General features: G+C 45.7%; 9 protein-coding genes. 5 read left to right on the plus strand and 4 right to left on the minus strand.

All coding sequences use genetic code 11. The features are described from left to right. Positions 1-12: 12 nt before the first annotated feature. The 3 genes from AACT19_RS10525 to AACT19_RS10535 are packed head-to-tail and all read left to right on the plus strand — an operon-like array spanning position 13 to position 3930. Positions 13-2451 (plus strand): DmsA/YnfE/YnfF family dimethyl sulfoxide reductase, encoded by a 2439-nt coding sequence (locus AACT19_RS10525; protein WP_076646222.1) that lies wholly within the window; start codon positions 13-15, stop codon positions 2449-2451. 11 nt (positions 2452-2462) lie between these two features. Further along, positions 2463-3083: a DMSO/selenate family reductase complex B subunit gene (locus AACT19_RS10530; RefSeq protein ID WP_004733360.1), complete on the plus strand. Its 621-nt coding sequence runs from the start codon at positions 2463-2465 to the stop codon at positions 3081-3083. A 1-nt stretch (position 3084) separates the two neighbouring features. Beyond that, positions 3085-3930 (plus strand): dimethyl sulfoxide reductase anchor subunit family protein, encoded by an 846-nt coding sequence (locus tag AACT19_RS10535; RefSeq protein ID WP_076646224.1) that lies wholly within the window; start codon positions 3085-3087, stop codon positions 3928-3930. 161 nt (positions 3931-4091) lie between these two features. Here AACT19_RS10535 and AACT19_RS10540 read toward each other — a convergent pair whose 3' ends face one another. Then, entirely contained in the window at positions 4092-5330 is a 1239-nt protein-coding gene (locus AACT19_RS10540) for a CinA family nicotinamide mononucleotide deamidase-related protein (protein WP_065681536.1), read from the minus strand. 209 nt (positions 5331-5539) lie between these two features. Between AACT19_RS10540 and AACT19_RS10545 the strand changes: the two genes are divergently transcribed. Beyond that, complete coding sequence (locus AACT19_RS10545) at positions 5540-6451, plus strand: DUF3943 domain-containing protein (protein ID WP_076646226.1); 912 nt, start codon at positions 5540-5542, stop codon at positions 6449-6451. 253 nt (positions 6452-6704) lie between these two features. Then, positions 6705-7217 (plus strand): glycine cleavage system protein R, encoded by a 513-nt coding sequence (locus tag AACT19_RS10550; protein ID WP_004733356.1) that lies wholly within the window; start codon positions 6705-6707, stop codon positions 7215-7217. Between the two features lie 111 nt (positions 7218-7328). Here the strand turns inward: AACT19_RS10550 and nspC are convergent, their stop codons facing one another. The 3 genes from nspC to AACT19_RS10565 all read right to left on the minus strand — a co-directional run bounded on the left by nspC (position 7329) and on the right by AACT19_RS10565 (position 12883). Continuing rightward, entirely contained in the window at positions 7329-8462 is a 1134-nt protein-coding gene (gene nspC, locus AACT19_RS10555; RefSeq protein WP_076646228.1) for a carboxynorspermidine decarboxylase, read from the minus strand. Between the two features lie 210 nt (positions 8463-8672). Then, positions 8673-9923 (minus strand): carboxynorspermidine synthase, encoded by a 1251-nt coding sequence (locus AACT19_RS10560; RefSeq protein ID WP_076646230.1) that lies wholly within the window; start codon positions 9921-9923, stop codon positions 8673-8675. An 8-nt stretch (positions 9924-9931) separates the two neighbouring features. Beyond that, positions 9932-12883 (minus strand): pyridoxal phosphate-dependent class III aminotransferase, encoded by a 2952-nt coding sequence (locus AACT19_RS10565; protein WP_207551962.1) that lies wholly within the window; start codon positions 12881-12883, stop codon positions 9932-9934. Positions 12884-13864: the final 981 nt, after the last annotated feature.

Here is a 13864-nt window from a genome sequence, read left to right on the forward strand (position 1 = left end):
AGGCATCTTAGAATGACGAATAAGAAAGAATCTGGGGTAATGAATCTTACTCGAAGAGGCTTCATGAAGGCTTCTTCTGCAGTAGGCAGCGCAGCTGCACTCGCAGGCGGTATTGCGTTACCTTTCAAATCCAAACCCGTAGCGGCTGCGGTTGCTGAGAATGTGGATGAGAAAATCGTATGGAGTGCATGTACAGTAAACTGTGGCTCTCGCTGCCCATTACGTATGCATGTACAAAACGGTGAAATCAAATACGTAGAAACAGACAACACAGGTACTGACGAATACGGTCATCACCAAGTTCGTGCGTGTCTACGTGGTCGCTCTATGCGTCGCCGTGTTTACAACCCAGATCGCCTGAAATACCCAATGAAACGCGTGGGTAAACGTGGTGAAGGTAAGTTCAAGCGTATTAGCTGGGAAGAAGCTTACGATGAAGTCGCTGGCACCATGCAACGTCTTATCAAAGACTACGGTAACGACACCATCTACCTAAACTACGGTACAGGTACGCTGGGCGGTACGGTAACTAAATCTTGGCCACCAGCTCAAACGCTGATTGCTCGTCTAATGAACTTAAGTGGTGGTTACCTAAACCATTACGGTGACTACTCAACAGCGCAAATCGCGAAAGGCTTGAGCTACACCTACGGTGGTTGGGCAAACAACAACTCTTTCTCTGACCTAGAGAACACCAAGCTTAACATCCAATTTGGTAACAATCCTGCAGAGACACGCATGTCTGGTGGCGGTCTGATCCACCACTATGTAGAAAGCAAAAACAAGTCGAACGCAAGAACAATCATCATCGACCCTCGCTACACCGATACTGCCGGTGGCCGTGAAGATCAATGGATCCCAATCCGTCCTTCTACAGATGCGGCATTGGTTGCTGGTCTTGCGCACGTGATGATCACTGAAGACCTTGTCGACCAACCGTTCCTAGACAAATACTGCGTAGGTTACGACGAGAAGACACTGCCGGCATCGGCGCCTAAAAACAGCGACTACAAATCTTACATCCTAGGTTTAGGTGAAGATGGCGTAGAGAAGACACCAGAATGGGCTTCTAAGATCACCGGTATTCCCGTTGATACTATCGTCAAGCTTGGCCGTGAAATGGGCACAGCAAAACCGTGCGCAATCCACCAAGGCTGGGGCCTGCAACGTACTGCGAACGGTGAGCTAGCGTGTCGTGCAATCGCAATGCTGTCATTACTCACCGGTTCTGTGGGTGTGTCTGGCGGTTCAACAGGCGCTCGTGAAAGTGACATCAACATTCCGTTTGTTCGCTTCCCTACTGTGCCAAACCCAGTTGAAACGTCTATTTCTATGTTCATGTGGACAGACGCAATTTACCGTCACCATGAAATGACCGACATCACTGACGGTGTTCGCGGTGCAGAGCGCCTTAAGAACCCAATCAAGATGATCTGGAACTACGCAGGTAACTGCATCATCAACCAACACTCAGACATCAACAAGACTCACGCGATTCTTCAAGATGAAAGTGCATGTGAAATGATTGTCGTGGTTGATAACCATATGACTTCTTCAGCGAAATACGCCGATATCATCCTGCCAGACTTAACAACGTCTGAGCAAGACGACTGGTGTATGGATGGTAAAGCAGCGAATATGCCTTACTTCATCTACGCGCAGAAAGCGATCGAACCTCAATTCGAAGCGAAATCTATCTATGAAATGTGCTCTCAGTTGGCTAAGCGTATGGGCGTCGAAAAAGAGTTCACAGAAGGCCGAACTCAAGAGCAATGGATTGAGCATCTTTACGCTGAAACTCGTAAGAACGATCCAACACTGCCAACCTTCGAAGAGATGAAAGATCTAGGTATCTACAAACGTAGCTACGACCACCACTACATTGCTTACGAAGACTTCCGCAAAGATCCAGAAGCGAACCCACTGACCACACCAAGTGGCAAGATCGAGATCTACTCGGAGCAATTGGCTGATATCGCGAAGACTTGGAAGCTGAAAGAAGACGAAGTGATTCACCCACTTCCGATTTACACGGACTCTTTTGAAGGTCATAACGATCCACTAGCAGAGAAGTACCCACTTCAGCTAACCGGTTTCCACTATAAGGCTCGTACTCACTCGACTTACGGCAACGTTGCTGAAATCAAAGCAGCAGCACCGCAAGAATTGTGGATCAACCCGATTGATGCTCAAGAGCGCGGTATTAAAAATGGCGACATGGTGAGTATTTTCAACGACCGTGGCGAAGTTCATATTCCAGCGAAAGTGACACCAAGGATTCTTCCTCGAGTTGTCGCACTAGGCGAAGGTGCATGGTACGCACCAGATGGTCAGAAGATCGACCATGCAGGCTCTATCAACGTGCTGACGACTCAGCGCCCGAGCCCACTTGCTAAGGGTAACCCTCAGCATACAAACCTAGTTCAAATCAAAACGCTAAACAAAGCATAAGGTAGGTTGGAATGAAACAATACGGCTTTTACATTGATTCAAGTAAATGCACGGGTTGTAAAACCTGTCAGCTTGCTTGTAAAGATTATAACGATCTAGACATCAAAACGAACTACCGTCGCGTATATGAATACGCAGGTGGTGGCTTCACTCAAGATGGCGATACTTGGGTTCAGAAAGATGTCTTTTCTTACTACCTATCTATCGCTTGTAACCACTGTACTAACCCAGCGTGTGTGAAAGTGTGTCCTTCGGGCGCGATGCACAAACGTGATGAAGACGGTTTGGTTGTGGTTGATGAGAGCGTATGTATTGGTTGTCAGCACTGTAGCAATGCCTGTCCTTACGGCGCACCACAATACAATGCTAAGAAAGGTCACATGACTAAATGCGATGGTTGTTACCAACGTGTTTCTGAAGGCAAACAGCCTATCTGTGTTGAGTCTTGCCCACTTCGTGCATTGGAGTTTGGCGAAATCAATACACTTCGCGAGAAGTACGGCTCTGGTGCGGATGTGGCTCCACTGCCATCTTCAACAGAAACGCTACCGAACATCGTGATTAAGCTGAACAAAAACGCGAAGCCGACTGGCGATACCAGTGGTCACCTAGCAAACCCGAAGGAGGTGTAAGATGATTTTTCATGAGTGGTCTTTAATCTTCTTTACAGTGCTAGCGCAAACTGCGGTTGGTGGTTACTTATTGATTGGCACACGTGCACTGGTACTTGGTCATGACGAAGAGAAGCTGAACAGCTACAAGGTTCCAATGTTCATTCTATGGGCACTAATGGGGCTTGGCTTCATGTTCTCGACAACGCACCTTGGTTCTCCACTGCGCGCGTTTAATGCCTTTAACCAATTAGGCTCAGCTTGGTTGTCTAACGAAGTGTTCTTCGGTGCAGCATTCTTCGCTGTCGGCGGCCTGCAATGGCTACTGTCTGTGGTTAAGAAAGGTGGCGTTGCTATCCAGAAAGCACTGATGGTCGGCGCTATGGTGCTGGGTGTTATCTTCATGTACGCGATGATTAACGTATACATGATCAATACAGTACCAACGTGGGACAACATCTACACACCATTGAGCTTCATCATGACGATGGTTGTGGGCGGCTTGCTGCTGTCTCAGTTTGTGATTGTATTCGCAAACGACAGCCGCTTTACGGTTGACCGTAACATCACCATGCTGGCTGTTATGGCAGTTGCTATCAGCTTGCTTGTGACCGTAGGAAAACTGAACCTAATCGGTGACATTCAAACTTCAGCGGCAAAAGCGTCTGAGTTAGTCGATGGTTTAGGTAGCTATGTGATTCTTCAAGTGGCACTGCTAATGGCAAGCTTGTTGATTTGGATTCTACCTATGCTGAACAAAGCAAAAGTGAACCCAGTAAACCTTGGCTTAGCACTAGTATTGTTCTTGGCTTCAGAGTTAATCGGCCGTGGTTTGTTCTATAGTCTACATATGACAAGCGGTTTGTAATCAAGTTCTTACAGACATGAGTTACGTGTAAACATAGCTGCTTATTTGGTTATCTAGAAGGCTAGATAAACTAAAGGCCTAACACCTATTTAGATGTTGGGCCTTTTTATTTCGTTTTTTCTCGCGTTTTTAGTACAGACTTGGTTAGCTCGCCTAAATACTTACTTAATAATAGCCGCTGGAATAAACATGTCTTTCAATCGCTTAACCGAAGAGTAAGTACCAAACATCGGTTTGTTGTCTAGGTGTCTTCTCAGCATATCGGCGGCAACGGTCTTGATCACGTTACGTTGGTCTTCGCGTGAGTACTGACGATAAAATTCAAGCACCTGGCCCCACTCTCCCGCTTCGGTCGACAATGCAACGCTGAATGTGTTGCCTTCTAACTTGCCAGTCACCAAAGCTAGCTCAGTACCGCACTTCTCTCTTGTTGCACCAGCCAGAGCAAAGGTTGCAGCTAATGGATCGCTCTTCTCAAGTTCACTCTCTTTTGGCTCAGCCATCACCCACGAATGCCCGAAGCAATCTTCAACCTGCTCATTCAATTGCAGCCACGCTGACAATGCGCCTTTGGTCGACACTTCAGACACAGATAACGTCTTCTTTTTCTCAGCCATGATGTGTCCAATATGATCAATCATAGGCTCATCAACACTGACGACATTACTTTCTAGCAACTTGTAAACCATTTGCAGCAACTTAACGCGAGTTTCTAAGTCTGCCTTAGGACCAAACAGTTTGACCTCAATGAACGGCAGATAAGAACGATAACCCAACTCATAACCTTCTGGCAGCTTTAATTGGTCCAAAACATCGGAGATACCGGATTCAGACAAACCAAACGTAAACAGTCGACTGCATTCAGAGGCAACCACTTGAGGGTAAGTACGCGACAAATCAGGAATAATCTCAAACGTCACCATGCGTTTGAATTCACTCGGGACACCCGGAGTGAAATAGAAAGTCGCATCGTTGATTTTCAGTTTGAAGCCGCAAGCCGTGCCCACAGGGTTATCGACAATCTCTGAACTCGCTGGCAACAAAGCTTGTTTAAGGTTGCTGTCCGGCATCGGCATACCACGTCCAGAAAACATCTCTTCCATACGAGTTAGCCATTCAGGGAACATGACGAGTTTCTGCTCTGAAGCCGTCGCAGCCGCAGCCGCACTCATATCATCAGTTGTCGGTCCTAAACCACCATTAACGATAACCACATCATAGTTAAAACTCAGCATCAACAGTTCTTCAACTAGAGCATTCATTTGGTCACCCACAGTCGAACGTTTCGCTAGGGCAAAACCGTGCTGATAAAACTCAGCAGACATCCAAGCTGCGTTTGTGTCTACAATGTCCCCATGAAGAACTTCTTCACCAGTGCTTAACATTGCGATTTTCGTCATATTTCTATCCTTTGTAGTCATAAAAAGACACTGCATTATTTACAAACTGGTCTATGGTTGAGTTTGAGACATTTCATCTTTTCACAAATATTAATAATGTTAAATCTAAGGTTTTCTTAGGAAAAGCAATAAATTATTAGTTCCCTAAATCAGGCATTTAATAGATAATTGTGACTCTGATCAATTCTTAACTTCTCATGGAGACCCTTGTGGCCAAATCACCGTTACTAACGAAGGTTACTGCTGCATTTTCAATGCTAATGTCAGTTAACTCGGTTGCAAGCCAATACGACTTCGACCAGCCAATCAACCTTTCTTACTCGGATGAATGTGCTCAAGATTACTGTGTTAATGAAAGCTTGTACACCTACAAGCCTAGCAAGAACTATGCACTAAGCGAATCAAGTGATCAGTACGATCTAACGATCGATAAGCAACCAATCTACCTTACTGTCAGCGATGGCAAAGATTGGGATTACTTAATGGGTCAAACCTACACAATTCTTGGCCTAAGTGTCGCAACCGTTGGTCTAATGACTCTTTTACCTGAAAGTATCACTAAGTGGGATGATGACCAACGTGATATCAGCGCACTAGGTAAAAAATGGAAAGATAACGTTTCTGAAGGCCCAGTATGGGACCGTGACGAACACTTCCTAAACTACGTGATGCACCCTTATTTCGGTGGTGTTTACTATACGGCAGCTCGACATGCTGGTTACGACGAGTTTGAGTCTTTCATGTACTCTTGGACAATGTCGACCTTCTTCTGGGAATACGGCGTAGAAGCGTTTGCTGAAGTACCTTCATGGCAAGATCTCTTCATCACACCTTTCTTCGGTGCCGTTGTCGGTGAAATGATGCTAGAAGCAGAACAAGACATCGTTGCTTCAGGTGGCGAAGTGATGGGTTCTCAAACCATGGGTGATGTTTCGTTATTCTTCCTTAACCCTGTTGGCCATATCCACTACTGGGTAAGTGATGCATGGGGTGGTGACGCAGAAGTTAATCTGAATACTAACCCTTGGTGGGATAACCAAGACGCCGCTCGATTCGCCTACGATGCTGGCGCACGATACGATTCTCAATTTGTTGGTATGAACTTTAAAGTAACGTTCTAAATCGTCTTTCAGCCTATGCATTTCAAGTTACTGCATTCCTAATAAAAGCGACAACTCTCCTAAAAAGCGGCTCTCTAGCCGCTTTTTTTGTGCCCTACTCTCCATTCTCTTTTTTTAAATCACAGCTTAGTTTCAAAAATTGACATAGGTCAAACATTGTTCGATGTAAACTTCTACACTGAAATTAAAGAACTTTATCGCGTGATATCAAACATTTAATTAGCAACGAATCATTGAAACTTTGGGGGCTGATATGAACAGTACATTTATCGTAAACTTTATCGGAAAAGCATCACCAGCAACAATCAAACAACTTGCTGCGGTTACTCACGAAAACGACGGCAAATGGCTCATCAGTAAAGTGAATTTTATTGAAGACCAAGTCGCAGGCGTACTTAAGGTTCAACTTCCAGCCATCAACGAATCGATTGTCAAAGAAGCTTTCAGCGCCAATCCAGATCTCATCGTACAGTTTGTCGATTCAGATCATACGCACAATGCTCAAGACACAATCCATCACCTAAGACTCGACTCTAACGACAGAGCCGGTATCGTCAACGAAGTGACACATGTACTGGACAGACAAGGGATCAGCATTCTTGATATGGATTGCCACCGAGTCTTTATCGCCGGTGGCGGCGGTGTTAGCTCAAGCTTATTTACTTCCAAGATTGCCGTTAAGCTACCAATCGAAGTTTTGATTGATGACGTAGTGAATGAACTAGAAACACTCAGCGAAGATACTCGAGTGATGATTGAGAGCTAACGGATAGCACTTCACTTCTATCCTTACTCTTTTCTCTGGTAACAGTTATCTAAAAACAAAAAGAGCAGCTCACCGGCTGCTCTTTTTATTGTTCTGAAGCTTATGACTCAGTTACTTAACCGACCACTGTGACAGAGAACGTTTAAAGTCTTCATAGCCAAACTCATTCAGCTTTTGAACGTCGCCATTGCTGCGCTCGCAGTAGATTGAAGGCATTTTAAGGCCGTTAAACCAGTTCAGTTTCACCATAGTGTAACCAGCACTGTCCAACAGATGCAGCTTTTGACCAATTTTCAGCGGCTCATCAAAACTCGCTTCGCAGAACTGGTCGCCAGCCAAGCATGAACATGAACCAATCACATAGTCATGACTACCATTTTCAGACGCTTCTAATACCGATGCTGGTTCATTATAGATAAGCGTATCAAGGCGGTGTGCCTCGGTAGCTGAATCCACAATAGCGGTTTTCTTCACGTTCTCTACGATATCAACTACTGTCACAACCAAGTCAGTTGTTTTAGTGATGATCGCTTCACCCGGCTCAAGGTACATCTGCACGCCGTGTTTCTCAGAGAAGGCTTTTAGCGCAAGACCAAGCTTTTCAATGTCATAGTCCGGCCATGTGAAGAACACACCACCGCCCATGCTCACCCAGTCCAATTTATCTAAATGCTCACCAAACTGTTCTGAGATTGAATCAAGTAGGCCGATAAACGCATCAACGTCTTTGTTCTCACAGTTCATGTGGAACATTACACCATTAATCTCATCGAAGATTTCTGGTTTGATGTGGTCAGCTTGCACACCCAAACGCGAGAATTGACGCGCAGGGTTTGCCAAATCTTGCCCTGCGTAGCTCACTCCTGGATTTAAACGTAAACCCAGCGAAGCCTTACCTTCAACGATATGACGGTACGCTGCGAACTGGCTTTGTGAGTTGAAGATCATCTTGTCGCAGATATCCGCAACTTCTCTCACGTCATCTTCGCTGTAACCCACACTGTAAGCGTGCGTTTCACCACCGAAAGTTTCATGACCAAGCTTCACTTCGTATGGACCAGAGCTTGTCGTGCCATCGAGGTAAGGTTTGATGATGTCAAACACACCCCATGTCGAGAAACACTTGAGTGCCAATACCAACTTCACACCTGAAATTTCTTTCAGCTGCTTGGCTATCTCTAAATTCGCAATCAACTTCTCTTCGTTGATCATGAAATAAGGCGTTTTTAGTTCGTTGTTTTGCATGTTAATACCTTGCGGCCCTCGAGTTCACGAAGGCACATGATAATCGAACAAAGCCGACGCAACAGCATCGGCTTGTAATTATACGTTCTCGTCAATCATATGACTTTGAATGGAATTCGCAGAGCTTTGACCTTGTCGCTAGGACATCGCGCGGAGTTTACGAACGTAAATGAGCACGATGGACAACGCGACAAGGGCAAAGAGCAAGAATTACTTCAAAGTATGGATCAGAGGTAAGCCAGCTTTAGGCTCTAACTCTTGAACGTGCCAATCTAGACCGATTTCAGGCATGGTTGCTAGGAACGGGTCTGGGTTTAACTGTTCCATGTTGAACACGCCTTTGTCAGCCCATTCACCACGGAAGAACTGAAGTGCAGCGGTAATTGCTGGAACACCTGTTGTGTAAGAGATCGCTTGGTGCTCTACGTCTTCGTAAGCCACTTCGTGGTCTGCGTTATTGTAGATGAATACGCTGCGCTCTTTACCGTCTTTCTTGCCTTGAACCCAAGTGCCGATACACGTTAAACCTGTGTAACCCGGAGCTAGAGATGTTGGATCTGGTAGCAGCGCTTTAAGAACATGTAGAGGCTGAACCACAGTACCGTCGTGCAGTGTTAGCGGATCTGGGCTAAGAAGGCCGATATCACGCATGCAGTTGAAGTAATTTAGGTATGCATCGCCGAAGCCCATCCAGAATTCGATACGCTTAGCTGGGATGAACTCTTTCATCGAACGAACTTCATCGTGCGCCATTGAGTACACTTTATGAGAACCACAGTTAGGGAATTCAAACTCAAGCATACGAGAGTGGCAAGGTACTTGTTTCCACTCTTCATTTTCCCAGTAGAAAGAATCGCCTTGGATCTCAAGCATGTTGGTTTCTGGGTCAAAGTTTGTCGCAAACTTCTTGCCGTGATCGCCAGCATTTACATCCATTACATCAATTGAGTCAATCTCATCGAACAAGTGCTTAACCGCGTACGCTGCAAAGATTGATACCACACCTGGATCAAAACCAGCACCAAGAATACCTGTGATGCCCGCTTCAGCGAACTTCTCACGGTAGCCCCACTGCCAATCGTAAGCTTGTGGTACTTGTTGACCTTCAGAACATAGGTCAACCGCTACCGATGTATCTAAGTAAGATACTTTAGATTGGTAACACGCTTCCATGATCGCCATGTTTACCCAAGGAGGACCAGCGTTGATCACTAGATCCGGCTTAACTTCTTTAATCAAAGCAACAAGCGCATCAACATCGTCAGCGTCTACTGAACGTGCTTCTAGTTTCTTAGCTGAATCTTTAAGGTTGTTTTTACCCTTGATAGATTCGATGATTTTTTCACACTTCGCGATTGTGCGAGAAGCGATCGTGATATCACCCAGCACTTCGTTATTTTGTGCTGCTTTATGTGCAACAACCCAACCGACGCCGCCTGCACCAATTTGTAGAATAGCCATAGTTTTAATTACCCTTGTTGTTCTGCTAACTCAATAGCTAAAGTTTGAATTTTGTTAATTAGAGATTTGAAATCTGATGTCGTTAAGCACGGATTCAAGATAGTGAATTTCAGCGCACTTTTACCATCAACGACCGTTTCGCCAAGCACGGCAACACCACGAGTCAGCGCTTCCAGTCTTAACGTTTGATTCAGTTTGTCCAAATCCATAGAGCTGTTTGCTGATTGCCCATTGCTAGGCACCGAACGGAACAGCACAGTCGACAATGACGGCTCAGCAAGAAGTTCAAAATCATCATGCTTCTGAATCAGGTCGGCAACCTCAAGCGTCTGCTCTAGGAGATGATCGTACATATCACCCAGTTGCTTTGGCCCAACGCTTTGCATCGTCATGAAGACTTTCAGTGCATCGAAACGCTTGGTGGTAGCGATAGACTTATCGACTAGATTCGGCAGTTCATCGTGTTCACGGTTTAAGTAGTCTGCGTGATGCAGTAGGTACTTAAAGTTTGCTCTGTCTTTGAGAAGCACAGCACCACAGCTGATTGTTTGGAAGAACAACTTGTGGAAATCAACGCTCACTGAGTCCGCTTTTTCGATGCCTTTCAGACGAGCTTTATGACTACTTAAGATAAGCGCGCCACCGTAAGCACTGTCGACATGGAACCAAAGATCTTGTTGGTTGGCGATATCAGCTATAACTTCCAGGTCATCAATAGCACCATGATCGGTTGTACCCGCAGTACCGACAACAGCAAAAGGAATCAGATCTTGTGCTTTAAGTGCTTTCACTTCTGCGTCTAGCAAGTCCGGCTTGATCGTGCCGTTTGCATTGGTATCAACACAGCACACTGCCGCTTCGCCTAATCCCATTAAAGAGGCAGATTTTTGAACCGTGAAGTGAGATTTTTTTGAACATAAGATACGCAGTTTGCTCGCGTACTCTGGCAAACCTAACTTTTGGATTGAGTGGCCATCGTGCTTATCGGCAACCCAGTCTCTTGCTAGTAACAAGCCCATTAGGTTACTTTGCGTGCCGCCGCTGGTGAAAACACCGTCAGCTTGTGCACCAAGTTGATATTTGTCACACATCCAATCCACCACACGCTGCTCAACATAAGTCGCTGCAGATGCTTGGTCCCATGAATCCATTGATTGATTCAACGCCGCGATAATGGATTCCGCAGCAACAGAAGCCATAAGAGGAGGAGTGTGAAGGTGTGCAATGCAGTCTGGGTGTTGCACAAAGATAGAGTTAGCTGCCACTAAGTCAGCCGTGCTATCCACAACATCAACCAAAGCGTGTTGGTTGTTATCGAGATCGACAGCGTTGATAGCTGCTTCTAGCACTTTGGGATCTAAACCCGAATAAGGGGTTTCAACCTGTTCAAAAACTGCTTTCATCGCTTGAGTGGTTTGGTTCATCACGCTAGCAAATTCGTCGCTACCGCCTAAACCCGTCTGGATGAAATGCTTGTTCCATTCCTGATTTGATTCTTCGCTTTGTGTTTGGTCTTGTTGTAAACCACCACCCGCTGCGATGATCGCCTCTTCCATGACGCGCAATGCAAAGTCGATCTGCTCAAAAGAGATAATCATAGGTGGAAGGAAGCGAATAACCGAACCATCACGGCCGCCCTTTTCAACCATCAAGCCGCGCTCTAATGCTGCTCGTTGAATAGCTAGAGTCAGTTCGCCGTCTGATTGTGGTTCGCCAAACTTGTTAAGCTCACCATTTGTTTTTTTGATCTCAGCGCCAAGCATCAAGCCTTTACCACGAACTTCAGCAATACAGTTCACGCGAGCTTGAATTTTCTCAAGCCCGTGACGTAAGTATTGGCCTGCAATGTTCGCATGCTCAACCAAGCCATCACGTTCAATGATTTCTAATGCCTTAGCGCCAGACACCATTGCCAGTTGATTACCACGGAATGTGCCGGTGTGCTCACCCGCTTTCCAAGTATCAATGCTCTTATCGAATACAAGCAGCGACATAGGCAGTCCGCCACCAATCGCCTTCGACAGGCACAAGATATCAGGATTAACACCAGATTCTTCAAACGCAAAGCGATGGCCGGTTTTACCCACACCACATTGAATTTCATCAAAGATCAGTAGGATGCCGTGCTCATCACAGATGCGACGTAAACCTTGTAACCAAGATGCCGGAGCTGGAATCACGCCGCCCTCACCTTGCACAGGCTCAACGATCATAGCCGCTGGTTTCATGATGCCGGATTCGTCGTCATTCAACATACGTTCGATATAACGAATGCTCGCGTTAGCACCCGCTTCACCACCAATGCCAAACGGGCAGCGAAGGTTGTATGGGAAAGGCATGAAATGTACGTCAGACATCAAGCCGCTACGACGCTCTTTGGTGCCAAGGTTACCCATCATGCCCATGGTGCCGTTAGTCATGCCATGGTAAGCACCACGGAAAGCAAACATGGTGTTACGACCTGTTGTTTGCTTGGCTAGCTTGATAGCCGCTTCCACAGCATCAGCGCCAGACGGGCCACAGAATTGAAGAACCGAGTTAGTTGAAAAGTCTTGAGGGAGAAAAGCTTTAACTCGCTTGATAAACGTCTCTTTTGCTTGAGTCGTAATATCAAGTGTTTGGTATGGCAAACCAGAATCGAGTTGATCTTTAAGTGCTTGGTTGATTTCAGGGTGGTTGTAACCCAAAGAAAGTGTACCTGCACCGGCTAAGCAATCGAGAAAGAGTTGGCCACGAGTATCTTCAACTAAAACACCACATGCTCGTTTAATAGCAATCGGTAGGCGTCTTGGGTAAGAGCGTACATCCGACTCATGCTGCTCTTGTTCAAGCAAAATAGCGTCAGGTGTTAGGTCGTAAGTTCCCTCAACGATAGGAACCATAGTTGAAAATGAATTTGCGATAGTATTAATATCGACTTCAAAGGCGGTAGTCATAAAAATCCCCTTGAATGTGTTCATACTCACCTCCATCAGACGCAATTGCACACCGTCCCTCTATTGATTTAGAGAGAATTCATAGTGAAACACGCGTATTGTCTAGAAATGAGATATAGCTGTACGCTCGCATAAGTCAAATGACGAATACGAAATTAGGCCGTCTTAGGACAGCAAAAAATAGTTAGCGCGAGCTCAAGGTTCAGTAATGCTACTGTTTTGAAGAATTGGACATTTGTGCAGTATCGGACAGCTATGAAGAACTGGCCCTTTTGGAAATGCAGAGCTGATTAGCAATGTTGTTATTAGTGTGTTCAATGTTGGGTTTCCCATTAGCATGGCGAATTGCGCCATAAGTATCCCGTCTATCAGCTAAAGGATTAGCCGATACCTACCCTACGTAATGTCCCAATCAGCAAGAATGGTCACTACGCGTATCCCCCAGAAGCTATCGCTGCTCTTTTTGAACATTGATCATTCCGAGATTGCGCGGGAAAGTAACATAAAGTGAAATGAACGATCAATAGTTTTCAATAATAGCTTGGTAAATAGCAGCAGTGATTCAAAAATTGCCGAAAATATCGTCAATTTATTTTTTAGGTAAGGAGATCCCCGGTTCATTCGTTCCTCATTCCCGAGGATGACGACGTGGGTATATAGGCGGTGTTAGTGATGGCTTTGAGGCTGTGGCGCATTCCCTCATTCCCTCATTCCCTCATTCCCTAGCGTGAAGAATGAGTTCATAGGGAGTCCCTTACAACATGTCTATGTATTGCTTTATTCAGAAACTATCTGATGCAATAGATTAAACACTAGTTAGTCAGCAGACGATAAGTAGATCCCCCGGTTCGTTCGCTCGTTCCTCACGCCCGAGGATGACGACGCGGGTATACAAACGTTGCCAGTGAGGCTTTGAGATCTCAGCACCCTTTCGTCATTCCCTAGCACGAGGAACGAGTTCATAGGGAATCTCGCTTTTAAAAGCGAAGTAATACCAATTCCATT

Origin of the sequence: Vibrio sp. 10N.222.47.A9 (assembly GCF_963872585.1) — a bacterium.
In the GTDB taxonomy this organism is placed as follows: Bacteria; Pseudomonadota; Gammaproteobacteria; order Enterobacterales; family Vibrionaceae; genus Vibrio; species Vibrio splendidus.

What these genes read in the sequence shown, in the direction of transcription:
- AACT19_RS10525 (WP_076646222.1), top strand. Translation starts at nt 13, where the DNA reads ATGACGAATAAGAAAGAATCTGGGGTAATGAATCTTACTCGAAGAGGC.
- nspC (WP_076646228.1), bottom strand. Translation starts at nt 8,462, where the DNA reads ATGCAAAACAACGAACTAAAAACGCCTTATTTCATGATCAACGAAGAG.
- AACT19_RS10560 (WP_076646230.1), bottom strand. Translation starts at nt 9,923, where the DNA reads ATGGCTATTCTACAAATTGGTGCAGGCGGCGTCGGTTGGGTTGTTGCA.
- AACT19_RS10535 (WP_076646224.1), top strand. Translation starts at nt 3,085, where the DNA reads ATGATTTTTCATGAGTGGTCTTTAATCTTCTTTACAGTGCTAGCGCAA.
- AACT19_RS10550 (WP_004733356.1), top strand. Translation starts at nt 6,705, where the DNA reads ATGAACAGTACATTTATCGTAAACTTTATCGGAAAAGCATCACCAGCA.
- AACT19_RS10530 (WP_004733360.1), top strand. Translation starts at nt 2,463, where the DNA reads ATGAAACAATACGGCTTTTACATTGATTCAAGTAAATGCACGGGTTGT.
- AACT19_RS10565 (WP_207551962.1), bottom strand. Translation starts at nt 12,883, where the DNA reads ATGAACACATTCAAGGGGATTTTTATGACTACCGCCTTTGAAGTCGAT.
- AACT19_RS10540 (WP_065681536.1), bottom strand. Translation starts at nt 5,330, where the DNA reads ATGACGAAAATCGCAATGTTAAGCACTGGTGAAGAAGTTCTTCATGGG.